The sequence below is a fragment of the Novosphingobium aromaticivorans DSM 12444 genome, from assembly GCF_000013325.1.
Taxonomy (GTDB): domain Bacteria; phylum Pseudomonadota; class Alphaproteobacteria; order Sphingomonadales; family Sphingomonadaceae; genus Novosphingobium; species Novosphingobium aromaticivorans.
Window position 1 is genome coordinate 1,826,901 of record NC_007794.1, and the last position, 24,622, is coordinate 1,851,522.

Below are 24,622 nucleotides of genomic sequence, written 5' to 3' on the forward strand. Positions count from 1 at the left end.
CTACTTGCCTCAGAAGCCGTAGACCAGCGTCAGCCGGCTCGTGGTGTCGGTGGGTTGGCGACCGGCCTCGGGTGCGGTTTCGTGCTGCACCATGTATGACAGCCGCGCCTTGAGCTTGCCGATGAGCTGGGAATCCAGTGCGGCCAGCGTATAGAGCGTGCTTCCGAAACCATCGACATAGGCGCTTGCGTCCTGCGAGTATTGCAGGCGCGGGGTGATCGAGAATTTCATGTCGACCGAGGCAAGGCCCGCGAGAATCGATTCCCGTTCGCCGGTTACGGATCGCGTCACCCGCCACGCCGGACCGGCCTTGACGTTGAACTTCGCGTTATCGCTTGCCAGCACGCTGTAGCCCAGGCCGCCGGAAAGGCTGTAGCGCACATCAAAGCCCTGAAAGCGGTCCTTCTCGTACTGGCCCAGGCCATAGAGATAGCCGCGCGGCCCGAACTTGTAGTTGGGTTCCGCCGTCAGCCGGTACTGCTCGCGCGTGACGACATTGGCCGTCTCCTGGTAATCGGCTCGCGCGGTGGTGCCGATGCGCCAGTTGCTTCCCTCCACCAGCAACTTGAATCCGCCGACAATGCCGATCCCCGGGGTATTGCCGGAATTGGCAAAGGCGCCCGCTTCACCTTCTCCGGACCATTTGAGCGGCGTCGTCTCATGCAGGTTCGCGCTTTCCGCGTGGGGCGGGGGGCTAGCACCCGAAACCGGGGGCGGCGCGACTGCAAGCGCGGGAGCCTGCCCGTGACTCGCGGCCCAGGCCGCCACCCGCCGGTCGATTGCCTCTGCCGCCTGGGGATGGGCCTGGCGCACCGTGCGGAGCACGGCTTCCTTCGTTGCCGCGTCGCCGGAAGCGAGCGCCACGTCGATCACTTCCGCAACGCCGGGTGGCAGGATCGCCTGTTCCGAATCACTTGCTGGCGAGATTGCTGCCGCACTTGCCGCGACGATGATGGCAATCATTATGGCGTCATTCCCGATACTTCTGGCGCGGGGGCTCCCCTACCAGAACGGCCGTGAATTCACCAGTGAAACACCAATTCCGTCCGTCGCAATTTCGCGGCTTCCCGTTCAGGCCGGTTCCAGCTTGCGTTCCGGCTGCACGGCCTCGCCAACGGCAGCGAGAAACTGGTCCGTGGCCCGGTCCCAGTTGAAGGATGCGCCATGAACCGCCGCGCCCAACCTGTCACACGCAAGCGCCTTGCGGATTGCAACCGATAGATCCTCGTCCAGCGCGCCGATCTTCATCGGCAGGTCCCCGTCCGGCCCGTGCCCGCTCGCGCCGATCACGTCGATGGGGCCCGGCACGGGATAGGCCGCTACCGGCACGCCGCAGGCCATCGCCTCGATCATCACCAGGCCGAACGTGTCCGTCAGGCTGGGAAAGACGAAGACGTCCGCCGAGCAATAGGCACGCGCCAGGTCCTGGCCGTGCAGCGCTCCGGTGAAGTGAACATGCGGGTAACGCGCCTTCAGCCGCGCAAGGTCGGGGCCGTCGCCTACGACCACCTTGGTTCCCTCGACTTCTGCGTCGAGGAATGCCGTCAGGTTCTTCTCGACGGCCACCCGGCCGACGTTCAGCATGACCGGACCCGGCAAGGCGGACAGTTCCGGCAAGGCGGCGTGCCCCGGCCTGAACAGGTCGCGGTCGATGCCCCGTGTCCACAGGCGCGTCTGGCTGATGCCCTGCCTCGCCAGTTCGTTCGCCATGGTCGGGGTGGATACGAGAACTGCCCGGCTGGGTGCGTGAAAACGGCGCATTACCGGCCAGAAATGCTCGGGCTTCAGGCCTGTGCGCACGGCCGCATATTCTGGAAAGCGGGTGTGAAAGGCGGTCGTGAACGGAACGCCCGCCGCCTTGCACCAGCTTCGCGCGCTCCATCCGATGGGGCCTTCGGTGGCGATGTGCACCACGTCGGGGCCGAAGGCGTCCAGCGTCCGGCGCGTGCCGAAGCGGGGGGCCATCGCCAGGCGGATCTCGCTGTAGCCGGGCAGGGGCAGGGTGCGGAACTGGCTCGGTGTGATCAGTTCGACCTCGTGCCCGCGCGCGGTGAGCCGCTCGACCGTCGCGGCGAGCGTGCGGACCACGCCGTTCACTTGCGGGTGCCATGCGTCGGTGCAGATCGCGATTCTCATGCCGGTTCCTCCTCAAGCGCCGGGATCGGTTTCAGGGCGGCCTTGACCGCTGCGGCACGGCGGGTTTCCTCCGCCCAGTCGAGGATCGAGATCGCGCCCTCGCGGTCCTCGACCAGCGCGGTGCAGCTCTCGACCCAGTCGCCGTCGTTGTAGTAGGTGACATCGCCGATCTGGCGGATCTCGGCGCAGTGGATGTGGCCGCAGACCACGCCGTCCACGCCCATGTCGCGGGCGGCATGCGCCACCGCTTCCTCGAAGTCGCAGACGAACTGCACCGCATTCTTTACGCGCTTCTTGAGGTAGGCCGAAAGCGACCAGTACGGCATCTTGAGGTGCCGTCGCGCGACGTTGAACCATCCGTTCGCGCGCAGCAGCAGCGAATAGGCCTTGTCGCCCAGGAACGCGAGCCAGCGGGCATAGAGCACCACGCCGTCGAAGCCGTCGCCGTGGGTCACGAGCAGCCGCCGTCCGTCCGCCGTCGTGTGGATCGCCTCCAGCTCCAGCTCGACCCCGCCGAAGCTCATCCCCGCATATGGGCGCAGCATTTCGTCGTGGTTGCCGGCGATCAGGATCACGCGCGTGCCCCGGTGCGCCATCTTGAGGATGCGGCGGACAACCTCGTTGTGCGCGTCCGGCCAGTACCAGCCCTTGCGCAGCCGCCAGCCGTCTACGATGTCGCCCACGAGGTACAGCGTCTCGCATTCGATCGAGGCGAGAAAATCGAGCAGCATCGCCGCGTTGCAGCCGCGCGTGCCCAGGTGGACGTCCGAGATCCAGACCGTGCGCAGCTTGCGCTTGGGCCGGAAGCCTCGCGGCTCGGGCATGTCGAGCCAGGCGGGAATGGATGCGAACAGTTCCGAGGATGACTTGAACGGCACCGAACCGTTCTCGAGCGAGCGCAGGGGCATGTGCGGGCTCCTTTCTCCAGTAGCCTGCCTTGTGCCGGATTCGCGTTGCGCTCTTGTGGCAGGGTGTCACCTGGATGAAACAGGTGGGGAACGCAGGTGACGCGGCGCGCGCAAGGCGCTAGAGAATCGGGCGATGCTGACCAGCCTGTCGATCCGCAATGTCGTGCTCATCGAAGCGCTCGACCTGTCGTTCGGCGGTGGGCTCGGCGTGCTCACCGGCGAAACCGGCGCCGGCAAGTCGATCCTGCTCGACGCTCTCGGCCTCGTTCTGGGCGACCGCGCCGATAGCGGCCTCGTTCGTGCCGGAGAGGACCAGGCCAGCGTCACCGCCACTTTCGAGTTCGACCGCCTGCCCGATGCCATCCGCCAGGCCCTGGCCGAGGCAGAGATCGACGTCGAACCGGGCGAACCTCTGATCGTCAAGCGCCGCCTCAAGGCCGATGGCGGCTCCCGCGCCTTCATCAACGACCAGCCCGTTGGCGTCGCCCTCCTGCGCGAACTGGCCCGCAGCCTGGTCGAACTCCACGGCCAGCACGACGATCGCGGCCTCGTCAACGCGCGCGGCCACCGGGCCCTGCTCGATCGCTATGCCGGGGCGGATGTCGCCGGTGTCGAGGCGGCGTGGGGCAAGTGGCGCAAGGCCGAGGAAGCGCTGGCCGCCGCCCGCGCCCAGGTCGCCCGCGCGGCCGAGGAACAGGATCTACTCCTCGCCCATCTCGCCGAACTCACCGCGCTTGCTCCGGTCATCGGCGAGGAAGAGGAACTGGCCGGCCAGCGCGCCGACATGCAGAAGGGCGAACGCCTCTCGGGCGATCTCGCCGAACTCCAGCGCCTGTGGGAAGGGTCCGACTCCGCGCTGGCCATCCTGCGCAGCGCCGCGCGCCGGCTCGATCGCATCGCATCGGAACACCCGATGCTGGCAGAAGCCCTCGAAGCGCTCGACCGCGCGGTGATCGAGGCGGGCGAGGCCGAGGACAAGCTCGCCAGCGCGGCCGAGGCACTGGCCCACGATCCGGCGCTGCTCGACCGTATCGAAACCCGCCTGTTCGACCTGCGCGCCGTCGCCCGCAAACACGCCTGCGCGGTTGATGATCTGCCCCACCGGATGCACGAGATGCGCCTGGCGCTCGATGCCATCGAAGGCGGCGAGGCGCAGATCGCGGACCTCGAACGCGCCGCCCGCGAAGCCGCGCTCGATTACCAGGCCAAGGCCGAGACGCTCTCGGTCCAGCGTGCCGAAGCCGCGCGCCGCCTCGACAAGGCCGTGGCCGCCGAACTGGCCCCGCTCAGGCTCGACGCGGCGAGGTTCCACACCGCCGTCCTGCGTCTGCCGGAAGACCGCTGGGGCGCGGGCGGCATGGACGCGGTCGAATTCCTGATATCGACCAACCCCGGCGCCGATTTCGCGCCGCTCGGCAAGATCGCGTCGGGCGGCGAGCTTTCGCGCTTCATCCTCGCGCTCAAGGTCGCGCTGGCCGAAGAAGGCGGGGCCGCGACGATCATCTTCGACGAGATCGACCGGGGCGTCGGGGGCGCGGTCGCCAGCGCCATCGGCGAACGCCTTGCGCGGCTCGCCTCCGGTGGCCAGCTTCTCGCCGTCACCCACAGTCCCCAGGTCGCCGCGCGCGGTGACCGGCACTACATGATCGCCAAGTCCTCCGAAGGCACCGTGACCCGCACGTCGGTCAGCCTGCTCGATGCGGCGGCGCGCAAGGAAGAAATCGCCCGCATGCTCTCCGGTGCCGAAGTTACCGCCGAAGCCCGCGCCCAGGCAGACCGCCTGCTCGAACAGGCCTGACCGGCAATCACAGTAATGTCCGAAGACCACCCCCTCGACCGACCTGTCTGGAATTCTCTGGGCGGCCCGCAATCCGAACTCGATGTCGCCAGCGGAAACCTCAGGCGCCTCGATCCCGCCTATGGCCCTTTCGCGGCCGCTGCGCCCGGGGCCGAAGCCGGGCTTGCCTCGCTCCTGCAAGGCGATGCCGACGAAATCTGGCTGGTCGAACCCGAACCTGTCGCCCCGCCGCCCGGAACGCGTGTGATCCGCGTCGCGCCGCTTCTGCAGATGATCGCCGACGGGCCAGTTCCGTCATTCGATGATCCCGGCATCGTCGCCCTGGGCGAGACCGACGTGCCCGAGATGACCGCGCTCGCCCTCGCGACCGAACCCGGCCCCTGGGCCAGCGGGACATGGCGCTACGGCCAGTTCTACGGGGTACGCATCGACGGTCGCCTGGCCGCGATGGCCGGGGAACGGATGCGTCCCGCGCCGAACCTTGCCGAAGTCAGCGGAGTCTGCACCTGGCCCGAGTACCGGGGCAGGGGCCTTGCCGCTCGCCTGATCCGCAAGGTCATCGCCGGCATGGCTGCTCGCGGCGAGGTGCCCTACCTGCACAGTTACGCCAGCAACGCCTCGGCAATCCGCCTCTACGAATCCCTCGGCTTCCGCGCCCGCCGCGCGATGACGGCCACGCTTCTCGGGAAATCGACATGACCACATCGGCCCTCACCGAAGCCGAAGCCGCCAACGAGCTGATGCGCCTGGCAAGGCAGATCGCGAAGCACAACCGCCTCTATCATGCAGAGGATTCGCCCGAGATCACCGATGCGGAATACGATGCGCTTGTTCGCCGCAATGCTGAACTCGAAGCTGCCTTTCCGCACCTGATCCGGCCCGACAGCCCGAGCGCGCAGATCGGGCACGAGATTGCCGCTTCGCCCCTGGGCAAGGTGCAGCACGAGGTTCGCATGATGAGCCTCGACAATGCCTTCACCGACGAGGAGGTCGAGGAATTCGTCGCGCGCGTCCGCCGTTTCCTGGCGCTGCCCGAAGATGCCGAAGTGGTGATGACCGCCGAAGACAAGATCGACGGCTTGTCCTGCTCGCTGCGCTACGAGAACGGCAGGCTGGTCCGCGCCGCGACGCGCGGCGATGGACAGGTGGGCGAGGACGTGACCGCCAACGTCGCCCACATCCCGGACATCCCGCAGGAGTTGAAAGCCGCCGGGCTGTTCGACATCCCCGCCGTCTTCGAGATTCGCGGCGAGGTCTACATGGCGAAGGACGATTTCCTCGCCCTCAATGCCCGCCAGGCCGAAGCGGGCGAAAAGATCTTCGCCAACCCGCGCAACGGCGCTGCGGGTTCGCTCCGCCAGAAGGACGCCAGCGTCACCGCAAGCCGTCCTTTGCGCTTCCTCGCCCATGGCTGGGGCGCGGCGAGCGAAGTCCCCGCTGCCACCCAGTTCGAGATGATGCGCAAGATTGCGGACTGGGGCGTACCTGTCTCGCCGCTGCTCGTGCGCTGTTCGTCCGCCGCCGAAATGGTCGCGCACTATCGCGACATTGGCGAGAAGCGCGCTTCGCTGCCCTATGACATCGACGGCGTGGTCTACAAGGTCGACCGGCTCGACTGGCAGGACCGGCTCGGCTTCGTCGCGAAGGCCCCGCGCTGGGGCATTGCCCACAAGTTCCCGGCGGAACGTGCCGAAACCACGCTCGATGCCATCGACATCCAGGTCGGCCGCACCGGAAAGCTGACGCCGGTCGGCCGCCTCAAGCCGGTACTGGTCGGCGGGGTTACCGTCACCAACGTCACCTTGCACAATCGCGATGAAATCGGCCGTCTGGGCCTTCGCGTGGGCGACCGCATCGTCCTCCAGCGGGCAGGCGACGTGATCCCGCAGGTTGTCGAGAACCTCACCCGCGAAGAACCCCGCGACCCTTACCACTTTCCCGACCATTGCCCCGAATGCGGGTCCGAAGCCGTTGCCGAGGAAGGCGAGGTCGACGTGCGCTGCACCGGCGGCCTGATCTGCCCGGCCCAGCGCGTCGAACGCCTCAAGCACTTCGTCAGCCGCGCCGCGCTCGACATCGAAGGGCTGGGCGAAAAGACAATCATCGAATTCTTCCAGCTGGGCTGGCTCGAAAGCCCCGCCGATATCTTCCGCCTCAGGAAGCGCCGCAGCGAGATCGTCGGCCGTGAAGGCTGGAAGGACAAGTCGGTCGACAACCTTCTCGCCGCGATCGAGGCCAAGCGCCAGCCCGATGCCGCCCGCCTGCTGTTCGGCCTTGGCATCCGGCATGTCGGTGCGGTCACCGCCCGGGACCTTATGAAACGCTTCGTCACGCTTCCCGCTCTGCGCGAAGCCGCCCGGCAAGCATCGTCGGCGGCACGGGAAGGGGAACCGGCGAACGCCGATGGAGCGTACGATCCGGCAACAGTTACGCCCGATTCCGACACTGCCGGCGCGGAGGCGGGCCGATCCGATGCCTTGGCCGACCTTCTGTCCATCGATGGCGTCGGCCCGGTCGTGGTCGAGGCGCTAGGCGATTTCTTCCACGAACCCCACAACATCGCCGTCTGGGAAGATCTGCTTTCCGAAGTCTCGCCGCCGCCCTATGTCGTCGAAACGAAGGACAGTGCCGTGGCCGGAAAGACCATCGTGTTCACCGGCAAGCTCGAAACCATGAGCCGTGACGAAGCCAAGGCACAGGCCGAGGCCTTGGGCGCGCGGACGGCGGGCTCGGTTTCGGCCAAGACCGATCTGGTCGTGGCGGGGCCGGGCGCAGGTTCCAAGCTGAAGCAGGCGGCGGCGCTGGGCATCGATGTGATCGACGAGGCGGCATGGGCCGAAATCGTCAGGCAGGCGGGGTAAGCGCAGTGGCATTCCATACCTGGTGGCTGTTCGTCGTCACCGTGTTCTTCATCTCGGGATCGCCCGGCCCCAACATGCTGCACGTGATGACGCGCAGCGTGCAGTTCGGGCTGGGGCGCACGCTCTATGCGATGGCGGGGTGCTTCCTCGCCGTGCTCAGCCTGCTCACCGCGTCCGCGCTTGGCCTGTCGGCGCTGCTGATGGCGCTGCCGGGGGCCTTCATGGTCTTGCGCATTGTCGGCGCTGCCTATCTGCTCTGGCTCGGCTACAAGGCATGGACCAGCTCGGTCGCGGCGGTGGAGGCGGGTGCCGAGCGCAACGGCCAGGTGCTGACCAACCTGCAGATCTTCCACACCGCTTTCGGCGTCGGCATTTCCAATCCGAAGGCGCTGCTGTTCGCTGCTGCCTTCCTGCCGCAGTTCATCGATCCCGGCCGCCCCGAACTGCCCCAGTTCGCGATCATGGTGCTCACTTTCGGCGTCACCGAAATCTCGTGGTTCTTCATCTATGCGCTGGGCGGGCTGTCGATCGCGCGGGCGCTCACCCGGCCCGGCCTGCAGCGGCTGTTCAACCGCGTGACCGGGGGCGTCTTTGCCGCTTTCGGGCTCGGCATGCTCGTCGCACAGCGCTGAACCGGCCATGCTCGAAATTCTTGCCGCCATCGCCGCACAGTCCGGATCCGCGCTCAAGGCACGGCGCCAGACCATCGCCGTGGTCGATGGCTCGACCGGTGGCCTGATCTCGGCCAGCCTGCTCGCCATGCCCGGTGCTTCGGCGTTCTATCTGGGCGGCGGGGTAGTCTACACGCTCAAGGGGCGGCGCATGGTGCTGGGCCACGAACCCGGCTCGCTGCGCGGCTTCACTTCGGCGACCGAGCCTTACGCGCTGGCGCAGGCGCGCCTGATCCGCCAGCGCTATGGCGCGGACTGGGGCATTGCCGAAACCGGCGCTTCGGGGGGCAGCGCCCACCCGCTCGGTGTCGCCTCGGGCACCAGCGCGATAGGCGTCGCAGGGCCTGAAGGGATCGAGGCGACGGTGCAGGTTGTCACACAGAGCGATGACCGCCTTGCCAACATGCTGCAATTCACCAGGGCCGCGCTGGAACTCCTGCGCGATACGCTGGCCACTCACTCCACCACGTAGTTCGGCTTCCGCTTCTCCAGGAACGCCTGCATTCCCTCGCGGAAGTTGGGGCTGGCCGAAGTCATCAACTGGTTGCGGTTCTCGATGGCCATCGCGGCCTCGAGGCTGGGCGCGTCGATGGCGAGGTTGAGGCCCTCCTTCGTCATTCTCAGCCCCATGGGCGATGCCGCCAGCAGGTCGTCGACATAACCTTGCGCGGTCGCGTCGAGGTCCGCATCCGGCACCACTTCCGATACCAGCCCGGTGGCCAGCGCGCGCGGGGCATGGATGAATCGCCCGGTCAGCATGAGTTCGCTCGCAACCGACGTGCCGACCAGGCGCGGCAGGAAATAGCTGCACCCCATGTCGCACGCTGAAAGGCCAAGCTTGATGAAGGCGGCGTTCATCTTCGCGCTTTCGCCCGCGATGCGGATGTCCGATGCCAGGACGAAGCTGAAGCCCCCGCCGCAGGCAGCCCCGTGGACCAGGCTGACGATGGGCTGCGGGCAGCGCCGCATCTTGATGTAGACGTCCGCGAGGTAGCCCTGGAAGCTGAAGCCTCCCGCGAACGGGATGGCGTCGCGATTCTCGGCACGCTCCTTGATGTCGAGCCCCGCGCAGAACGCCTTGCCCGCGCCGCGCAGCACCACCACGCGCGTGTCGCGATCATGGAAAAGGCCGCCGAAGTAGTCGTTGAGTTCGCGGACCATCTGCAGCGAGATGGCGTTCAGCACTTCGGGACGGTTTAGCGTCACCCAATCCGCGCCGTCCCGCTTCTCCACGGTGAAGGTCTCGTATCCCATCCTGCATCTCCCGGTTTAATCGAATGATTAAGCGGGGGCGGAGGCGGTTTCAAACCATTTTCCTACAGGGGTGCGAATGTGCAAGCTGACCCGATGGAGAACGTCCGGAAATCAGCCATGTGTCGCATCGCAAAGGCGTGGGTCGCGGGCCTCGCGAAAGTTCTCCTGGACTGTGTAAACCCCGTAAACCTGTTCAGGCCGATCGGGCGCAACCTGAACGGTTCACCACCGCTTGGACCACTCCGGCAAGGCCCCGACTCGGCTCGACCGCACGCCGCCAGCGCTCCGGCGGCGCAGCCACAGGATCGACCAGTCGCCGCGAACCATCCGTGCCGCCAGCCTGAGGCCGGCCTTGCGGTAGGCGGCGCGCACGGCCGCCTCCTGCGTCTCGAGGAGCCCGGCCAGCAGGATGCTTCCACCCGGCACCACCGCGCGGGCGAACTCGGGGGCCAGTTCGACGAGCGGCCCCGCCAGGATGTTGGCGATGAGCAGGTCGTATGGTCCGGCCGCCTGCAACAGCGGATGCTCCATGCCGGCCGCGATGACCATGGCCATGCGCCCCGGTCCGTCGCCCAGTGCAATGCCGTTGTTGGCCGCGTTCTCCGCCACCACCGGCCCGCAGACCGCGTCGATGTCGCTGGCGATGGCGCGGGCGGAGGGCCACAGGTGCAGGCCGGCGAAGGCGAGCAGGCCTGTGCCGGTGCCGATGTCCGCAAGGTTGCGCACCAGGATGCCCTGCCGCTTCATGTGGGTCAGCATCGCCAGGCACCCCGCGGTCGTCGCGTGCTGGCCGGTGCCGAACGCCTGGCTTGCGGGGATCACGAAGTCGCGCACGCCGGCTTGCGCCAGTGGCGGGTACTCGGGTGTGTGGACGTGGAAGGCGCCCTCGCGGATCGGCTCGACGCCTTGCTGGCTGAGCGTGACCCAGTCGGCGTCCGGCAGCTTCTCGACGTTCAGTTTGGGCGGTGCGCCCTCGAACAGGTCCGCGATCGCGTTCCGGTCGGCCTTGGTCGGCTTGCGGTCGAGCCACGCCTCGAGCTGCCAGTCCTCCGGCTTGTCCTCCGCGATCTCGCTGCCGGCGATGACGATGTCGTGGTCCCAGTCCCACGCGTCCTCATGCGCGACGAGCGCCGCCTGGACCTCGTCGCGCGGCGCGAACACGGTAACTTTCCAGCTCATTGTGCCAGTGCCTTTTCAAGACGGTCGCGCGCTCCGGCGGCCAGTGCCTTGCAGGCGCCGGGCTCGTCGAGGCGGCGCTCTGCGCTCATCCGCTCGAACATCGCGCTGGCCGAGGGGTGCGGGGTCAGCAGGATGCCGCACTCCAGCGCCTCGACCTGGGCGAAGGTGTTCCGGAACATTGCCACCCGTTCGGGGTGGTCGGCGAAGCGGTATGTGCCGAGGGGAAGGGCGGTCACGCTGTCGACGTAGGTGACGGTCCGGCAGTCGGCGCCATCGCAGGACTTCCAGTGCCAGCTCGTCGAACCTTCGGTATGGCCGGGCGTGGCAAAGGCGGTCAGCGCCAGCGGGCCGGCGCGCACCACGTCGCCGGTGTCGATCAGGCGGTCCACCCGCGCCGGGCGCGAGCCGTGGATTTCCTGCGCCTGCGGATCGGCGGGGCTGACCTTGCCGCTGCGGATGACCTTGGCAGCCGCGCGCGTCGCGGCCACCCGGGCGCCGGTCGCGCGGGCCAGCGCCGCAAGGCCGCCGACATGGTCGAAATGTTCGTGGCTCGACACGATCCAGCGCACGTCCTTGGGCTCGAAGCCCGCCGCGCGGATGTTGTCGAGGATCGAGGGCACCGCCTCCTCGGTCGCCGCATCCACGAGGATGTGTCCGGCGGGCCCGGTGACGAGGAGAACCGTTACGTTGCAGGTGCCCACGTACCAGACGTTGCCGAAGATGCGCGCGGGCGGCGCCGGATCTGAGAAGCTTTCCTTGCCTTCGCAGCGGCGCACAAGGTCGCGGGCGGCCTGGGGATCGGCCGGTGTGGCGGGCGCCGCGAGCGTGGCGGCACCGGCGGCGAGGGAGGCAAGGACGATGCTCATGCCGGACCGTCTAGGCACGCCTTTGCCGCGGCGCAACCGACTGTCCTTTTTTACATCCCGCATACGCTTGCGCGCCGGGTCTTTTCGACTAATAGGACTCGCACTCCGGTCGCGGGGAAGCCGCGATCCATGCTGACACCAAGGGGGTTTGTTCATGGCGCAGGCGCGCAAAGCACGGCCGATTTCGCCGCATCTCCAGATCTGGCGCTGGGGCCCGGCCATGCTGGTCTCGATCCTGCACCGCATCACCGGCAATGGCCTCGCCTTCGCGGGCCTTGGGCTTCTGCTGTGGTGGGTCGGTGCGCTGGCAAGCGGTCCGGAAAGCTACCAGACCTTCCTCGACTGGGTCTGGGTCGGCAGTGCCGGCGGCATCCAGGCCGTTACCGCGATCCTCGGCAAGATCGTCCTCGTCGGCCTTAGCTGGGCCTTCTTCCAGCACGCCGCCTCGGGCATCCGCCACCTGATCCTCGACATCGGCGCCGGCTACGAACTGGATGCCAATGCGCGCTGGTCGAGCCTGACGATCGTCATCTCGGTCCTTCTCACCATCGCATTCTGGGCTTTCGTGCTGCTGCGCTGAGCGCCGGCACGAACCGCAAGCAAGGAAGGCTTACACCCATGGGTAACGGCACCTCCATCGGTCGCGTTCGCGGGCTGGGTTCCAGCCACGAGGGCACGCATCACTGGCTCACCGCGCGCCTCACGGCCGTCGGCAATCTTGTTCTGATCACGTTCCTGGTCGTCAGCCTCGCGCTGCTGCCGGACTACAGCTATGCCACGGTGCGTGGCTGGGTCGCGCGGCCGGTGCCGTCGATCGCGCTGATCCTGATCATGATCAACACCTTCACGCACGCTCGCATGGGCGTGCAGGTCATGCTCGAGGACTACGTCCACGAAGAGGGTGGCAAGATCGCGGCCTGGCTGCTGGTCAACATCGTGCCCTTCGTGGCAGCCGCCTTCGGCATCCTTTCGGTTCTGCGCATTGCGCTCGGGGGCGCATAAGACATGACTTCGACTCAGCCTGCCTACAAGATCATCGACCACACCTACGACACCGTCGTCGTGGGCGCGGGCGGTTCGGGCCTGCGCGCGACCATGGGTTCGGCCCAGGCCGGCCTGCGCACCGCCTGCATCACCAAGGTCTTCCCGACCCGTTCGCACACCGTGGCGGCACAGGGTGGCATCGCCGCCAGCCTCGGCAACAATTCGCCGGACCACTGGACCTGGCACATGTACGACACCGTCAAGGGGTCTGACTGGCTGGGCGACCAGGATGCCATCGAATACATGGTGCGCGAGGCTCCGGCCGCGGTCTACGAACTGGAACACGCGGGTGTCCCGTTCAGCCGCAACCCCGAAGGCACGATCTACCAGCGTCCGTTCGGCGGTCACATGCAGAACATGGGTGAAGGCCCGCCGGTTCAGCGCACCTGCGCCGCCGCCGACCGTACCGGCCACGCCATGCTTCACGCGCTGTACCAGCAGAGCCTGAAGTACGACGCCGACTTCTTCATCGAATACTTCGCGATCGACCTGATCATGGAGAACGGTGAATGCCGCGGCGTGATCGCGCTGTGCATGGACGACGGCTCGATCCACCGCTTCCGCAGCCATGCGGTCGTGCTGGCGACCGGCGGCTATGGCCGTTCGTACTTCACCGCGACGTCGGCCCATACCTGCACCGGCGACGGCGGCGGCATGGTGCTGCGCGCGGGCCTGCCGCTGCAGGACATGGAATTCGTGCAGTTCCACCCGACCGGCATCTACGGCGCGGGCGTGCTCATCACCGAAGGCGCGCGTGGTGAGGGCGGCTACCTGACGAACTCCGAGGGCGAGCGTTTCATGGAGCGCTATGCCCCGTCGGCCAAGGACCTTGCGTCGCGCGACGTCGTGTCGCGTTCGATGGCGATGGAAATCCGCGAGGGTCGCGGCGTCGGTCCGCACAAGGACCACATCTACCTGCACCTCGACCACATCGACCAGAAGGTGCTGGCAGAGCGTCTGCCCGGCATCACCGAAAGCGGCAAGATCTTCGCGGGTGTCGATCTTACCCGCCAGCCGCTGCCGGTCGTGCCGACCGTGCACTACAACATGGGCGGCATCCCGACGAACTATCACGGCGAAGTCGTCACCATCGGCGCCGACGGCAACCCCGAGACGATCGTCCCGGGTCTGTTCGCGGTAGGCGAAGCGGCCTGCGTTTCGGTCCACGGCGCGAACCGCCTTGGCTCGAACTCGCTGATCGACCTTGTCGTGTTCGGCCGTGCCACGGGCCTGCGCCTCAAGGAACTGATCAAGCCGGGCACCGCGCACAACTCGCTGCCCAAGGACAGCGCCGACCTCGCGCTGACCCGCCTCGATCACTTCCGCCATGCCAAGGGCGGTTCGCCCACCGCCGAAGTGCGCATCGAAATGCAGCGCACGATGTCGGCCCACGCGGCGGTGTTCCGCACCGACGAACTGATGGCGGAAGGCAAGGTCAAGCTGGCCGATACCTACAAGCGCATGGAAGACATCCACGTGTCCGACCGTTCGCTGATCTGGAACTCGGACCTTGTCGAAACGCTCGAACTGGACAACCTGATCAGCCAGGCGACCGTGACGATGCATTCCGCGCATAACCGCAAGGAAAGCCGCGGTGCCCACGCGCACGAGGATTTCCCCGATCGCAACGACGCCGAGTGGATGAAGCACACCGCCACCTGGTTCAACGGATGGGGCGGCAAGGGTGGCGAAGTCCGCATCGACTATCGCCCGGTCCACGAATACACGCTGACCGACGACGTCGAGTACATCAAGCCGAAGAAGCGCGTGTACTGATCCGGCCTGAACGCCGATCCATCGCGGTCGGTCGTTTGTCGAACACCGAATGAGCTTGCGCCGGGGTAGGAATACCCCGGCGCAATGCATTTGGGCCGCTGCCAGCCTGTGCGTGGCCCGTTCGGGGAGCCTGATTGATGATCGACACGAAACGCACCGCACGCTTCGCCCTGTTTGCCTCGGCGGCGCTTGCCTTGGCCGCAGCGGCTTCCGCCGCGCAGGGAACCGCCGATACGCCGCCGCCTGCGCCGCCTGCGCCTCCCGCCCCGCCTTCACCTCCGGCACCGCCCGCACCGCCGGCGATCCCAGAGATGGGCAGCCAGGTGGTCATCGTGGAACGGCAAGGCGACAAGGATGGCGCGGAACATGTCCGGACGGTTACGCGCGATGGCAAGACCTTCGTGTTCAAGACCGACAGGCCGCTGACCGACGCCGAGGTCGAGGCGCGGATCGCGCAGGTGGAGGCCGGCATCCCGCCTGTTCCTCCGGTGCCGCCGATGGCTGGCAAGGACGGCCATCGTGTCCAGCAGCGGGTGATCGTGATCGACGGCAACACGCAAGGCGTGACTGACATCGTTTCCGAGACCGGCGATCACTGCAAGGGCAAGGCGATCGCGTCCGACGTCGATGCTTCCGAAGAGAAGGACGGCAAGGTCACGCGGGTGCGCATCCGCACTTGCGGCACGCCGGGCGAGATCGAGAAGCACGCGATGGCCGAGGCGCTGGAAGGCGTCCGCGAGGCGCGTGAGCGGATTGCGCGCGACAAGTCGCTTTCAGATTCGATCCGCAAGCAGGTTCTGGACGAACTTGATGCCGAGATTGCGAAGTTGAAGGCCAAGGGCTGACGGGCGGAGGCAAGCCTTCCGCTGGGTCTTGGCCGGGGTTCCGGTACCGCAGAGGGCTGGGGCGGGAACCAGGAAGTCAGCCTCACCCCGGATCAAGTCCGGGGCGACGGTTTGGGGCGGGGCGAGCGCGGGAAGCGGGAAGCTGGAAGCCTCACCCTGGATCAGGTCCGGGGAGATGTTCGAGGGGGAGCCTGGGGACGGTCAGCTGGTGCGGGTTGTCGCGGACGGAGGCGTTGCCTCATTTCTTCGGTACGGTCTGGACTACCGGCTTGCTTTCGAACTTCGTCGGGGCGTCCTTGGCCGGCTTTTCCTCCTTTTCGGAGGACTTGCCGTCCTTGCCGTTCTTTTCGGCGGCCTTGGCGGCATCGCGGGCTGCCCACAGTGCGGCGGCGTCCCTGGGGGTGGCGGCGCGGGCGGGGTACTTGCAGCCGCGCTGTTCGCCGATGCCCTTGAGGTAGGCGCGGCGGACCGAACCGGCGTAGATCGCCTCGTTCCATTTGCGCTGCTGGGCAGCGGCGCCGCTGATCTCGCGGATCACGCCGCCGAAGGGGATGAGCGAGCCGACCAGCGACTTGGCGATGTTGCCCATGCTGACTGTCGATCGCTCGTCGTCGCGCGCGACGTCGATGTCGTCGCCGAGGACCGCGTCGAGGTTGCCGATGGCGGCCTCGATCGCGGGGCAGCGTTTCATGCCGGTGAGGTCGTAAGGCTTCTGGCGGGCAGAAGCGAGGACCTCGGGGATCTCGTCCTTCTTGATATTGAGGTCGCTGAGCGGCTTGGTGACCACATCACCGGCCGTTACCTCTTCCTGCGATACCGCGGTCTGTGCGGCGGCGGGAAGGGCAACGACTGGCGTGCAAGGCAGTATTATCGTTGTTGCGAACCGAAGAGCCTTGGACAGCATCAGTAAATCCCCTGTCTTCCGGTTACGCTGGAAGGCTCGATCGGGTTCCTTGAAGTCGCATTAAAGATCAGTGAACGTATCGCACTGATCCTCGTCGCCTGTTTCGAGGCCCTTGCGCAGCCACTGCATTCGCTGGGCGGAACTGCCATGGGTGAAGGCTTCCTCTACCGGGCGGCGGCCTGCCGCCTTCATCAGTGTGTCGTCACCGATCTGGTGCGCGGCGCGCATGCCTTCCTCGATATCGCCCGCCTCGATCCTGTCGCGGTTGCGGCCTGCCCAGACGCCCGCGTAGCAATCTGCCTGGAGTTCGAGCCGGACGGAGAGCTGGTTGGCCTGGCTGGGGCTGCGCTGCTGGAGCTGGCGGACCTTGTCCGAGGTGCCGAGCAGGTTCTGGATGTGGTGGCCATATTCGTGCGCCATCACATAGACGCGCGCGAAATCGCCGCCCGCGCCCATCTGGCGGTCCATTTCCGTATAGAAGTCGGTGTCGATGTAGATGCCCGCGTCGCTCGGGCAATAGAACGGCCCCATCGCGCTCTGCGCCGCGCCGCAGCCGGATTGGCCAGCCTGCGAATAGAACACCAGCTTGGGTGCGTTGAACGGGATGTTGGCCTGCTGGAACAGCGGTCCCCAGGTCTTGTTGAGCGAGGACAGGGCGTTGCAGCTCTCGCGGCTGAATTCGTTGACGGTGCAGCTTTCGGAAGCGGAGGTGCCGCCCTGCTGCTCCACCGGCGCGCTCGTCTGGACTTGCTGGAGGGAGCCGAGCATCTGCGCCGGGTCCACACCGAAAACGAGCGCGGCGATCAGCGCGATGACAATCGAGCCGCAGCCGAGCTTGCCCCCTCCGCCGAGTGGAAAGCGCCCTCCGCGCTGGTCTTCGACATTGATGGAATTGTCGAAATCGTCGAGACGCATTGCATGCCCCTTCATACCTATTTGCGACTGGACAAGCGCGACTTCGCCCGCGATGCCAATCCGATCTACCTATCCAGAATCTCCGGAGTTGGCGAATGTTCCTGAAGGACAAGTGTGCGCTTGTGACTGGCTCGACCTCGGGCATCGGCCTTGCCTATGCGCGGGCTCTCGCGGCGGAAGGGGCGCATATCGTTCTCAACGGCTTCGGCGATCCGGCCGAGATCGAGGCGCTTTGCCGGGAACTCGCCGACGCCAGCGGCGGACGAGCGATCTTTGCGGCGGGGGATCTTACGCGGCGCGAGGGCACCGAGGCGATGATGGCGACGGCGCTGGCCGAATTCGGCGCGGTGGACATCCTGATCAACAACGCCGGCATGCAGCACGTGGCGCCGGTCGAGGAGTTCCCGGTCGAGAAGTGGGATGCGATCATCGCGCTCAACCTCACGTCGGCCTTCGATGCCTGCCGGCTCGCAATTCCGGGGATGAAGGCCAAGGGCTGGGGGCGCATCATCTTCACGGCTTCTGCCCACTCGCTCACGGCATCGCCGTTCAAGGCGGCCTATGTCTCGGCAAAGCACGGGATCGCAGGGCTGACGAAGACGCTGGCGCTGGAACTGGCGACGCATGGGGTGACCGCCAACTGCATCAGCCCCGGCTATGTCTGGACTCCGCTGGTCGAGAACCAGATCCCCGACACGATGAAGGCGCGGGGGATGACGCGCGAGCAGGTGATCAACGACGTGCTGCTGACCCGCCAGCCGACCAAGCAGTTCGTCCAGCCCGAGGACGTGGCCGCGCTGGCGCTGTTCCTGTGCCGGCACGAGGCGCGCAACATCACCGGTGCGAACTACAACATGGATGGTGGCTGGGTGGCGGAATAAGGCGTCCGGCACCGCTCGTCGTAAAGTTCTGTTCATCCGGCGCGGCCCAATTGGGAACTTGCGTCGGGCTCCGGGTTTTGAGAGCAAGGGCGTGCGACGAAGCGTTTGAGGACGGCGATGAAGCGAGCCGGGTGCGGCAACAGGGGCGGCTTGCGAAAAACGATGACAGCGGCGCTTGTCATCGCGGCGCTGGCGCTCGTCGCCGCAAGGCCCGCGCCGAGGAAGCCCACGCCGCTCGAGAACACGCTGAAGGTCCACGTCGAGACGCTGGCAAGCGACGATTTCGACGGGCGCGAACCTGGCACCGAGGGCGAAACCAAGACGTTGCGCTATCTGGCGCGGCAGTGGTTCGACATCGGCATGGAGGCGGGCACGAACATCCCCGGCAGCGGATGGTTCGCTCCGGTGGAACTGGTCGAGCGCGAACCGCTGGTGTCGCGGGCCAGCTTCGTGCGCGGGCGCAAGCGGGTCAGCCTGCCGGCCGACAGCGTTTTCGTGGTGACTTCCGGCCTGCGCAGCCTTGTCCAGGACGCGCCCCTGCTGTTCGTCGGCCATGCAACGTCGCCTGGCGTTCCGCGGGCTGAGCTGGCGGGCCGGGTGGCGGTCATGCTGGACAGCCAGGCAGCCGTTGGCGATCCTCAGCGGAGCAGCGACCGGGCCGGAAAGCTGCTGGATGCGGGCGCACTGGCGGTCGTCACGATCCTCGATGGCGAACGCGGGATCGAAGACGTGATCGCGCGGCGGCGGCGAGCGGGCTACGCGATCGCCGGCGAGACGCTGGGCAACGAGATCGAGGCCTTCCTTTCGCCCGCCGCCGCGAACCTGCTGCTGGCCACTTCCGCCCATCCCAATGTGGCGCGCCTGCGTGCCGATGCCGACGCACCGGGCTTTGCGCCCTACCTGCTAGGCATAACCGCGACGTTCGAGGCGACGAGCCGCGAGACGCGGATCAAGACCCACAACCTCATCGGCCGGCTCCCGGGGCGCAACCCTGCGGCCGGAGCGGTGCTGATGCTGGCGCACTGGGACCACTTCGGCGAATGCGCCGCGCCGCCCGCGGAGGACCTCATCTGCAACGGCGCGATCGACAACGCCTCCGGCCTGGCGGTGATGACCGAGACCGCGCGGCTGCTGTCGCGCGGGAGACCGATGGAGCGTGACGTCTATTTCCTCGCGACCACGGGCGAGGAACTCGGCCTGCTTGGCGCCATGGCCTTTGCCGAGGACCCGCCGATCCCGCTCGACCGTATCGTCGCGGCCTTCAACGTCGACAGCACCGGGCTGGTGCCGGCGGGGGCGCCAGTGGGAATCGTGGGCAGGGGCATGACCCCGCTCGACCCGCTGATCGCGGACGTGGTGCGGCGGATGAAGCGCAAGCTCGCGCCCGGCGACGGGGCGAACGCCTATATCCGCAGGCAGGATAGCTGGATCCTGATGCAGCACGACGTGCCGACGGTCATGGTCAGCAGCAGCTATGGCAACATGGAACGCCTCGAACGGTTCATGGAAGACACCTATCACCGCCCGACCGACCAGGCCGGCGCGGGAATCGACTATGGCGGCATGGCCGACGACGTGCTGCTCCAGGCGGAACTGGTCCGCGCATTCGCCGATCCGAAGCGCTATCCGGGGGCCGGATCGAAGCGGGCCCAAACCCCCTAGCGGAACCCGATCTTCCTGTTTACATGGGCCGCCACGAATCTCCCCGGACACAGGAAGTGGCGCCCATCATGGATATCCCTCTCGGCCTTACCTTCGACGACGTGCTTCTGCGTCCTGCCGAGTCGGACATCGTGCCATCCCAGGCCGACACCCGCACCCGCCTGACCAAGGGCATCGGCCTCAACATCCCAATCCTGTCCTCTGCCATGGACACCGTGACCGAGGCCGACATGGCCATCGTCATGGCGCAGCTTGGCGGGATCGGCGTACTCCACCGCAACCTTTCGATCGAAGAGCAGTGCGCCGCGGTCCGGGCGGTAAAGCGCTTCGAGAGCGGGATGGTCGTCAACCCCATCACCATTTCCCCCGATGCCCCGCTGGGCGAGGCGCAGGCGCTGATGCGCCAGCACAAGATCAGCGGCATTCCGGTGGTCGAGGCGTCCGGCAAGCTCGTCGGCATTCTCACCAACCGCGACGTGCGCTTTGCCGACAACCCGCAGCAGCCCGTGCGCGAACTCATGACGCACGAGAACCTGGCGACCGTGAAGCTCGGTTCGAGTGGCGACGAGGCGCGCCGCCTGCTGCATCAGCGCCGGATCGAGAAGCTGCTGGTGGTGGACGATGCCTTCCACTGCATTGGCCTCATCACGGTGAAGGACATCGAGAAGGCGGTCACTTTCCCCAACGCCACCAAGGATGCGGCCGGACGCCTGCGCGTTGCCGCCGCCACGACGGTCGGCGAAAAAGGCCTCCTGCGCACCCAGGCGCTGGTCGAGGCGGAATGCGACGTGGTGATCATCGACACCGCCCACGGGCACAACCGTGACGTTGCCCGCGCCGTCGAGGCAGCGAAGAAGCTGTCGAATTCGGTCCAGGTGATCGCCGGCAACGTCGCCACGGCCGAGGCGACGCGTTCGCTGATCGATGCGGGCGCGGACGGCGTGAAGATCGGCATCGGCCCCGGATCGATCTGCACCACCCGCATCGTCGCGGGCGTTGGCGTGCCCCAGCTGACCGCCGTGATGGAATGCGCCGCCGAAGCGGAAAAGTCGGGCGTGCCGGTCATTGCCGACGGCGGCCTGCGGACTTCGGGCGACGCTGCAAAGGCGCTGGCCGCCGGTGCAAGCTCGGTCATGATCGGGTCGATGCTTGCCGGCACCGAGGAAGCGCCGGGCGAGACGTTCCTCTACCAGGGACGCGCCTACAAGTCGTATCGCGGCATGGGTTCGGTGGGTGCGATGGCGCGCGGCAGCGCGGATCGCTATTTCCAGCAGGACATCAAGGACCAAATGAAGCTGGTGCCTGAAGGCATTGAAGGCCAGGTGCCCTACAAGGGACCGGCCAAGGATGTGGTCCACCAGCTCGTCGGCGGCATCAAGGCCGCGATGGGCTATACCGGCAGCCCCACGATCGACGATCTGCGCAAGCGCGCGCAGTTCGTGCGCATCACCAATGCGGGCCTGCGCGAAAGTCACGTCCACGACGTGACGATCACGCGCGAGGCGCCGAACTACAAGGTGGGCTGAGAGCCACCCGATGACCCCTTCCGCCCGCGTACAGGCGGCGATCGATCTGCTTGACGCGGTGATCGCGGCGGCGAAGGCGCAAGGGGCATCTGCCGATCGGATCGCCGCGGACTGGTTCCGGTCGCGGCGCTTCGTCGGCTCGAAGGATCGCCGCGCGATCCGTGAACTCGTGTGGAGCGCGATCCGCGTCTGCGGCGAAGTCCCGGAAAGCGGCCGCGCGGCGATGCTGCGCGTGGCCGTGGCTGACCCTGGAATTGCCGCGCTTTTCGATGGTTCCACATATGGGCCTGCGCCGATCAGGGCAGGCGAAGTGGCGGCCGAGGGCGGCAACGCGCCCGCCTGGCTGAGCGAGCGCTTGCGGCAGTCCGGCCTTGGCGAGGACGAGCAGGCGGCGCTGTTGGGCAGGGCGCCGCTCGACATCCGGGCAAACACCCTAAGGATCACGCGCGACGAACTTCGGCTGCGGCTTCCCGTCGAGTTGGAAGTCACTGCCGCGCCCGATGCGCTGCGCCTGCCGTCCGGCACGGCCGCCGAAAGCTGGCCCGAGTTCCAGGAAGGCCTGTTCGAAGTGCAGGATTCCGGCAGCCAGATCGCTTGCATGGCGCTGGACGTGAAGCCGGGCGAAGCCGTGGTCGATCTTTGCGCCGGGGGTGGCGGCAAGACGCTTTCGCTCGGTGCGGCGATGGCCAACACCGGCGAACTGCTGGCGTGCGACATCGACCGCGCGCGTCTGTCGCGGCTACCGGACCGGGCCGCGCGTGCGGGCGTACTTGCGCAGACGCGGCTGCTCAACCCCGGGAAAGAGGCCGAGATGCTTGCCGACTGGGCGGGCAGGGCCGATGCCGTGATGGTTGACGCACCATGTTCGGGCACGGGCACCTGGCGGCGAAATCCCGAAGCGCGCTGGCGGCTCGATCCAAGGTCCATCGAACGCTACTGCACGATGCAGGCCAATGTTCTCGAGATCGGTGCCGGGCTGGTGCGGCCCGGCGGACGCCTGACCTATGTGGTCTGCTCGTTGATCGATGCGGAGGGGCGCGACCGGATCGAGGCGTTTCTTGCAGCGCATCCGGACTGGTCCGTCGCCATGCCGCCGCTTCCGGCGGGCCGTCCGCATGGCAAGGGCTGGCGCCTTACGCCCCTTGGTGATGGTACCGACGGGTTTTTCTTCGCAACAATCGTGCGTCGTGTTAACTGAAGGCTCATGCACGCCGGTACATTCAGCGATGGTCTCCGGCTCAAGGAGTTGCTGATGCGTTTTGCCCCCGTTGCGCTTGCCCTTTCCCTCATCGTCGGCGTGACGGGCAGCATGGGATCGGCGCGCAGTTCCGCGCCGCTCGATCCCCGCGCGGAAGTGCTTCTCAAGGAAGGTCGCGCCCTGCTTGGCAAGGGTGACGTCGCGGCGGCCACGGACAGCTTCGAGGCGGCCCTGGCGATCGAGCCGGGCAATGTCGGCACGCTCGTCGCGCTGGCCGACGCCGCGCGCCGGGATGGCCTTCAGGGCAAGGCGATCCACTATTACCGCGAAGCGCTGGAGCGTGAGCCGAACAACGTTGCCGCCATTTCCGGCGAGGGCGGCGCGATGGTCGAGAAGGGCGCGGTCGAGAAGGCGCGCAAGAACCTGACCCGGCTTGAAGGGCTTTGCGGGAAGAGCTGCCCGGAAACCACCGAACTTTCCGCCGCCATCGCTCGCGGCCCGACGCCCAAGGTCATGTCCGCAGAGGCGGTTACCGCCGAGCCGAAGGTTGAAGCGAACTAGCGACGCCGTTCAGATCAGGTCGCGAAATTCGTCGACGACCTGGCGGTAGACCCGGCGCTTGAACGGCACGATCAGGTCGGGAAGCTGTTCAGGTTCGACCCAGCGCCACTCGCTGAACTCGGCCGGATCGTGTGCATCGAGGCGGATGTCGGTATCTTCTCCGGCAAAGCGGAGCAGCAGCCACTTCTGGCGCTGCCCGCGATACTGGCCGCCCCACAGCTTGCCGATCAGTTCGTCCGGCAGGTCGTAGAGGTGTTCCTCGCGGCTTTCCGCGATGATCGTGACGAGTTCCGCCGCGACGCCGGTTTCCTCGGAAAGTTCGCGCAGCGCGGCGGGATGAAGTTCCTCGCCATCGTCGATCCCGCCCTGCGGCATCTGCCAGGCAACCCCATCCTTGTCGTCGATGCGCCGACCGACGAACACGCGGCCCTGCGAATTGACCAGCATGACCCCGACACAGGGACGATAGGGAAGCCCGGCAAACGCGTCGTTCATTTCAACCTTTCCAGCAGCAGCCTGATGGCTGCGAAAATCGACTGCATATCGGCCTGTGCGCTGGGGATCGCCTTGCGCACCTGCGTGAAGCCGTGGATCGTGCCCTTCATTTCGAGGAACACGACTTCGGCGCCTGCGCGGATCAGTTCCGCGCCATAGACCCGCCCGCTGTCGCGAATCGGATCGAGGCTGGCGGTCACTAGCACTGTCGGCGGCGTGGTCGAATGCTCGCCATAGATCGGGTAAGCCCGCTTGTGTCCGGTAACCGCCTGATAGGCATTGGCGAACCACTGCATGGAATCGGCAGTGAGAAGGAAGCCATCGGCAAAGTCGAGGAACGACTTGTGGTCGGGCTTGTCGTCGCTGAGTGGATAGATCGGCACCTGGATGATGACGGGGACGGCCGCAGGCTCGTCGACCAGGGCCTGCGTCACGACGATGGTCAGGTTGCCGCCGGCCGAATCGCCCATCGGGATGAGCCCGGTGACCTTCCGGCCAAGCGCGGTCGCGGAATTGGCGGCGATCCAGCGGGCAGCGGCCTCGCAATCGTCTGGCGCGGCGGGGAAGGGATGTTCAGGGGCGAGACGGTAGTCCACCGCGATCACCGGCATGTCGAGTTCCGCCGCGATTTCGGTGCAAAGGCTGTGATGGCTTTCCAGGTCGCCGATCACGAAACCGCCGCCGTGGAAGAAGACGACCGCGGGACCGGGCTCGCGGGTCTCGCGCGGATCATAGAGGCGCAGCGGGATGTCACCGGCGGGGCCGGGGCAGGTGAGGTCGCGGATCACGGCAAGGTCGCGTGGCGGCTCTTCGGCGAGCTGGCCCATTGCGATATAGCTGGCGCGCGCCGCTTCGAGGCCGAGCTGGCTCATCGGCGGGGCATCGGTGCCGTTCAGGAAATCGAGGAAAGCCTTAACATCGGGGCGCACGTAGTGGGTGGTCTGATCAGACATGCTCTCTCCTCGTCCCTCGCTTGGGGATTCGTTGTCTACAACGGGGTAGGTCCGCGTTTGCAACTTGACTAGCCTGCCGGTTAGGAATCAAGACCGAGTGAGGATTTTTCCGAGCGCGCAGATTTTCTTCTTTGCGAACGGAACGGGAGGGGCATAGGCGCGTGTCAGCATCGGGTGAAATTCCCGATG

General features: G+C 66.8%; 24 protein-coding genes. 14 read left to right on the plus strand and 10 right to left on the minus strand.

The features are described 5' to 3' along the window. Positions 1–9 precede the first annotated feature (9 nt). The 3 genes from SARO_RS08675 to SARO_RS08685 form a co-directional block, all read right to left on the minus strand. Positions 10–963 carry a DUF481 domain-containing protein gene (locus tag SARO_RS08675; RefSeq protein ID WP_011445383.1) on the minus strand — a complete coding sequence of 318 codons (954 nt, stop codon included), beginning with the start codon at positions 961–963 and terminating at the stop codon, positions 10–12. A gap of 108 nt (positions 964–1,071) precedes the next feature. Continuing rightward, positions 1,072–2,136, minus strand: a complete 1,065-nt coding sequence (locus SARO_RS08680) for a glycosyltransferase family 4 protein (protein WP_011445384.1) — start codon at positions 2,134–2,136, stop codon at positions 1,072–1,074. After that, on the minus strand, positions 2,133–3,044 hold the full coding sequence (locus SARO_RS08685) for a UDP-2,3-diacylglucosamine diphosphatase (protein ID WP_011445385.1): 912 nt from the start codon (positions 3,042–3,044) through the stop codon (positions 2,133–2,135). The genes SARO_RS08680 and SARO_RS08685 overlap by 4 nt, the downstream gene beginning before the upstream one ends. A gap of 133 nt (positions 3,045–3,177) precedes the next feature. On the opposite strand from SARO_RS08685, the gene recN reads away from it, so the two are divergent. From recN to SARO_RS08710, 5 genes are read left to right on the plus strand one after another with little or no spacing between them, the layout of a single operon-like run. Continuing rightward, entirely contained in the window at positions 3,178–4,842 is a 1,665-nt protein-coding gene (recN, locus tag SARO_RS08690) for a DNA repair protein RecN (RefSeq protein ID WP_011445386.1), read from the plus strand. Positions 4,843–4,857: 15 nt separating this feature from the next. Further along, on the plus strand, positions 4,858–5,541 hold the full coding sequence (locus SARO_RS08695) for a GNAT family N-acetyltransferase (RefSeq protein WP_011445387.1): 684 nt from the start codon (positions 4,858–4,860) through the stop codon (positions 5,539–5,541). After that, positions 5,538–7,703 carry an NAD-dependent DNA ligase LigA gene (gene ligA / locus SARO_RS08700; RefSeq protein ID WP_011445388.1) on the plus strand — a complete coding sequence of 722 codons (2,166 nt, stop codon included), beginning with the start codon at positions 5,538–5,540 and terminating at the stop codon, positions 7,701–7,703. The genes SARO_RS08695 and ligA overlap by 4 nt, the downstream gene beginning before the upstream one ends. 5 nt (positions 7,704–7,708) lie before the next feature. Next, positions 7,709–8,335 carry a LysE family translocator gene (locus tag SARO_RS08705; protein WP_011445389.1) on the plus strand — a complete coding sequence of 209 codons (627 nt, stop codon included), beginning with the start codon at positions 7,709–7,711 and terminating at the stop codon, positions 8,333–8,335. Between the two features lie 7 nt (positions 8,336–8,342). Beyond that, the gene (locus SARO_RS08710) at positions 8,343–8,846 is read left to right on the plus strand and encodes a CinA family protein (RefSeq protein WP_011445390.1); all 504 of its coding nucleotides are present in this window, start codon (positions 8,343–8,345) and stop codon (positions 8,844–8,846) included. On the opposite strand, the gene SARO_RS08715 is transcribed toward SARO_RS08710, so the two are convergent. The 3 genes from SARO_RS08715 to bla all read right to left on the minus strand — a co-directional run bounded on the left by SARO_RS08715 (position 8,831) and on the right by bla (position 11,673). Further along, positions 8,831–9,628, minus strand: coding sequence for an enoyl-CoA hydratase/isomerase family protein (locus SARO_RS08715; protein WP_011445391.1), 798 nt, complete (start codon positions 9,626–9,628; stop codon positions 8,831–8,833). The genes SARO_RS08710 and SARO_RS08715 overlap by 16 nt on opposite strands. Before the next feature lie 222 nt (positions 9,629–9,850). After that, positions 9,851–10,807, minus strand: a complete 957-nt coding sequence (locus SARO_RS08720) for a 50S ribosomal protein L11 methyltransferase (protein WP_011445392.1) — start codon at positions 10,805–10,807, stop codon at positions 9,851–9,853. Continuing rightward, on the minus strand, positions 10,804–11,673 hold the full coding sequence (bla, locus tag SARO_RS08725; RefSeq protein ID WP_011445393.1) for a subclass B3 metallo-beta-lactamase: 870 nt from the start codon (positions 11,671–11,673) through the stop codon (positions 10,804–10,806). Before bla ends, SARO_RS08720 begins: the two co-directional genes overlap by 4 nt. Positions 11,674–11,827: 154 nt before the next feature. On the opposite strand from bla, the gene sdhC reads away from it, so the two are divergent. The 4 genes from sdhC to SARO_RS20215 all read left to right on the plus strand — a co-directional run bounded on the left by sdhC (position 11,828) and on the right by SARO_RS20215 (position 15,338). Continuing rightward, positions 11,828–12,253 (plus strand): succinate dehydrogenase, cytochrome b556 subunit, encoded by a 426-nt coding sequence (sdhC, locus tag SARO_RS08730; RefSeq protein WP_011445394.1) that lies wholly within the window; start codon positions 11,828–11,830, stop codon positions 12,251–12,253. Between the two features lie 38 nt (positions 12,254–12,291). Next, entirely contained in the window at positions 12,292–12,675 is a 384-nt protein-coding gene (gene sdhD / locus SARO_RS08735) for a succinate dehydrogenase, hydrophobic membrane anchor protein (protein ID WP_011445395.1), read from the plus strand. 3 nt (positions 12,676–12,678) lie between these two features. Continuing rightward, on the plus strand, positions 12,679–14,493 hold the full coding sequence (gene sdhA, locus SARO_RS08740; RefSeq protein WP_011445396.1) for a succinate dehydrogenase flavoprotein subunit: 1,815 nt from the start codon (positions 12,679–12,681) through the stop codon (positions 14,491–14,493). A 137-nt stretch (positions 14,494–14,630) separates the two neighbouring features. After that, a complete protein-coding gene (locus tag SARO_RS20215; protein WP_011445397.1) occupies positions 14,631–15,338 on the plus strand; it encodes a hypothetical protein in 708 nt (235 codons plus the stop codon). A 238-nt stretch (positions 15,339–15,576) separates the two neighbouring features. On the opposite strand, the gene SARO_RS08750 is transcribed toward SARO_RS20215, so the two are convergent. Beyond that, positions 15,577–16,242 (minus strand): hypothetical protein, encoded by a 666-nt coding sequence (locus SARO_RS08750; RefSeq protein ID WP_011445398.1) that lies wholly within the window; start codon positions 16,240–16,242, stop codon positions 15,577–15,579. A gap of 60 nt (positions 16,243–16,302) precedes the next feature. Further along, positions 16,303–17,157, minus strand: a complete 855-nt coding sequence (locus tag SARO_RS08755) for a KPN_02809 family neutral zinc metallopeptidase (RefSeq protein WP_011445399.1) — start codon at positions 17,155–17,157, stop codon at positions 16,303–16,305. A gap of 95 nt (positions 17,158–17,252) precedes the next feature. Between SARO_RS08755 and SARO_RS08760 the strand changes: the two genes are divergently transcribed. The 5 genes from SARO_RS08760 (at position 17,253) to SARO_RS08780 (ending at position 22,985) form a co-directional block, all read left to right on the plus strand. Further along, positions 17,253–18,038: a 3-hydroxybutyrate dehydrogenase gene (locus SARO_RS08760; RefSeq protein WP_011445400.1), complete on the plus strand. Its 786-nt coding sequence runs from the start codon at positions 17,253–17,255 to the stop codon at positions 18,036–18,038. 162 nt (positions 18,039–18,200) lie between these two features. Beyond that, the gene (locus SARO_RS08765) at positions 18,201–19,700 is read left to right on the plus strand and encodes a M28 family metallopeptidase (RefSeq protein WP_041550254.1); all 1,500 of its coding nucleotides are present in this window, start codon (positions 18,201–18,203) and stop codon (positions 19,698–19,700) included. A gap of 68 nt (positions 19,701–19,768) precedes the next feature. Further along, positions 19,769–21,226 (plus strand): IMP dehydrogenase, encoded by a 1,458-nt coding sequence (guaB, locus tag SARO_RS08770; protein ID WP_041550944.1) that lies wholly within the window; start codon positions 19,769–19,771, stop codon positions 21,224–21,226. Between the two features lie 10 nt (positions 21,227–21,236). Then, positions 21,237–22,424 carry an RsmB/NOP family class I SAM-dependent RNA methyltransferase gene (locus SARO_RS08775; protein ID WP_011445403.1) on the plus strand — a complete coding sequence of 396 codons (1,188 nt, stop codon included), beginning with the start codon at positions 21,237–21,239 and terminating at the stop codon, positions 22,422–22,424. A gap of 54 nt (positions 22,425–22,478) precedes the next feature. After that, the gene (locus tag SARO_RS08780) at positions 22,479–22,985 is read left to right on the plus strand and encodes a tetratricopeptide repeat protein (RefSeq protein WP_143004890.1); all 507 of its coding nucleotides are present in this window, start codon (positions 22,479–22,481) and stop codon (positions 22,983–22,985) included. Between the two features lie 9 nt (positions 22,986–22,994). Here SARO_RS08780 and SARO_RS08785 read toward each other — a convergent pair whose 3' ends face one another. Further along, positions 22,995–23,480, minus strand: coding sequence for an RNA pyrophosphohydrolase (locus tag SARO_RS08785; RefSeq protein ID WP_011445405.1), 486 nt, complete (start codon positions 23,478–23,480; stop codon positions 22,995–22,997). Then, positions 23,477–24,433, minus strand: a complete 957-nt coding sequence (locus tag SARO_RS08790) for an alpha/beta hydrolase (protein ID WP_011445406.1) — start codon at positions 24,431–24,433, stop codon at positions 23,477–23,479. Before SARO_RS08790 ends, SARO_RS08785 begins: the two co-directional genes overlap by 4 nt. Between the last annotated feature and the right edge of the window lie 189 nt (positions 24,434–24,622).

Excerpts from the sequence above, each read along its gene's own strand:
- SARO_RS08755 (WP_011445399.1), bottom strand. The coding sequence starts at position 17,157 with ATGCGTCTCGACGATTTCGACAATTCCATCAATGTCGAAGACCAGCGC.
- recN (WP_011445386.1), top strand. The coding sequence starts at position 3,178 with ATGCTGACCAGCCTGTCGATCCGCAATGTCGTGCTCATCGAAGCGCTC.
- SARO_RS08765 (WP_041550254.1), top strand. The coding sequence starts at position 18,201 with ATGACAGCGGCGCTTGTCATCGCGGCGCTGGCGCTCGTCGCCGCAAGG.
- SARO_RS08710 (WP_011445390.1), top strand. The coding sequence starts at position 8,343 with ATGCTCGAAATTCTTGCCGCCATCGCCGCACAGTCCGGATCCGCGCTC.
- sdhC (WP_011445394.1), top strand. The coding sequence starts at position 11,828 with ATGGCGCAGGCGCGCAAAGCACGGCCGATTTCGCCGCATCTCCAGATC.
- SARO_RS08760 (WP_011445400.1), top strand. The coding sequence starts at position 17,253 with ATGTTCCTGAAGGACAAGTGTGCGCTTGTGACTGGCTCGACCTCGGGC.
- SARO_RS08750 (WP_011445398.1), bottom strand. The coding sequence starts at position 16,242 with ATGCTGTCCAAGGCTCTTCGGTTCGCAACAACGATAATACTGCCTTGC.
- SARO_RS08685 (WP_011445385.1), bottom strand. The coding sequence starts at position 3,044 with ATGCCCCTGCGCTCGCTCGAGAACGGTTCGGTGCCGTTCAAGTCATCC.
- SARO_RS08720 (WP_011445392.1), bottom strand. The coding sequence starts at position 10,807 with ATGAGCTGGAAAGTTACCGTGTTCGCGCCGCGCGACGAGGTCCAGGCG.
- SARO_RS08675 (WP_011445383.1), bottom strand. The coding sequence starts at position 963 with ATGATTGCCATCATCGTCGCGGCAAGTGCGGCAGCAATCTCGCCAGCA.
- guaB (WP_041550944.1), top strand. The coding sequence starts at position 19,769 with ATGGATATCCCTCTCGGCCTTACCTTCGACGACGTGCTTCTGCGTCCT.
- sdhA (WP_011445396.1), top strand. The coding sequence starts at position 12,679 with ATGACTTCGACTCAGCCTGCCTACAAGATCATCGACCACACCTACGAC.
- bla (WP_011445393.1), bottom strand. The coding sequence starts at position 11,673 with ATGAGCATCGTCCTTGCCTCCCTCGCCGCCGGTGCCGCCACGCTCGCG.
- SARO_RS08790 (WP_011445406.1), bottom strand. The coding sequence starts at position 24,433 with ATGTCTGATCAGACCACCCACTACGTGCGCCCCGATGTTAAGGCTTTC.
- SARO_RS08695 (WP_011445387.1), top strand. The coding sequence starts at position 4,858 with ATGTCCGAAGACCACCCCCTCGACCGACCTGTCTGGAATTCTCTGGGC.
- ligA (WP_011445388.1), top strand. The coding sequence starts at position 5,538 with ATGACCACATCGGCCCTCACCGAAGCCGAAGCCGCCAACGAGCTGATG.
- SARO_RS08785 (WP_011445405.1), bottom strand. The coding sequence starts at position 23,480 with ATGAACGACGCGTTTGCCGGGCTTCCCTATCGTCCCTGTGTCGGGGTC.
- SARO_RS08780 (WP_143004890.1), top strand. The coding sequence starts at position 22,479 with ATGCGTTTTGCCCCCGTTGCGCTTGCCCTTTCCCTCATCGTCGGCGTG.
- SARO_RS08680 (WP_011445384.1), bottom strand. The coding sequence starts at position 2,136 with ATGAGAATCGCGATCTGCACCGACGCATGGCACCCGCAAGTGAACGGC.
- SARO_RS08715 (WP_011445391.1), bottom strand. The coding sequence starts at position 9,628 with ATGGGATACGAGACCTTCACCGTGGAGAAGCGGGACGGCGCGGATTGG.
- SARO_RS20215 (WP_011445397.1), top strand. The coding sequence starts at position 14,631 with ATGATCGACACGAAACGCACCGCACGCTTCGCCCTGTTTGCCTCGGCG.
- SARO_RS08775 (WP_011445403.1), top strand. The coding sequence starts at position 21,237 with ATGACCCCTTCCGCCCGCGTACAGGCGGCGATCGATCTGCTTGACGCG.
- sdhD (WP_011445395.1), top strand. The coding sequence starts at position 12,292 with ATGGGTAACGGCACCTCCATCGGTCGCGTTCGCGGGCTGGGTTCCAGC.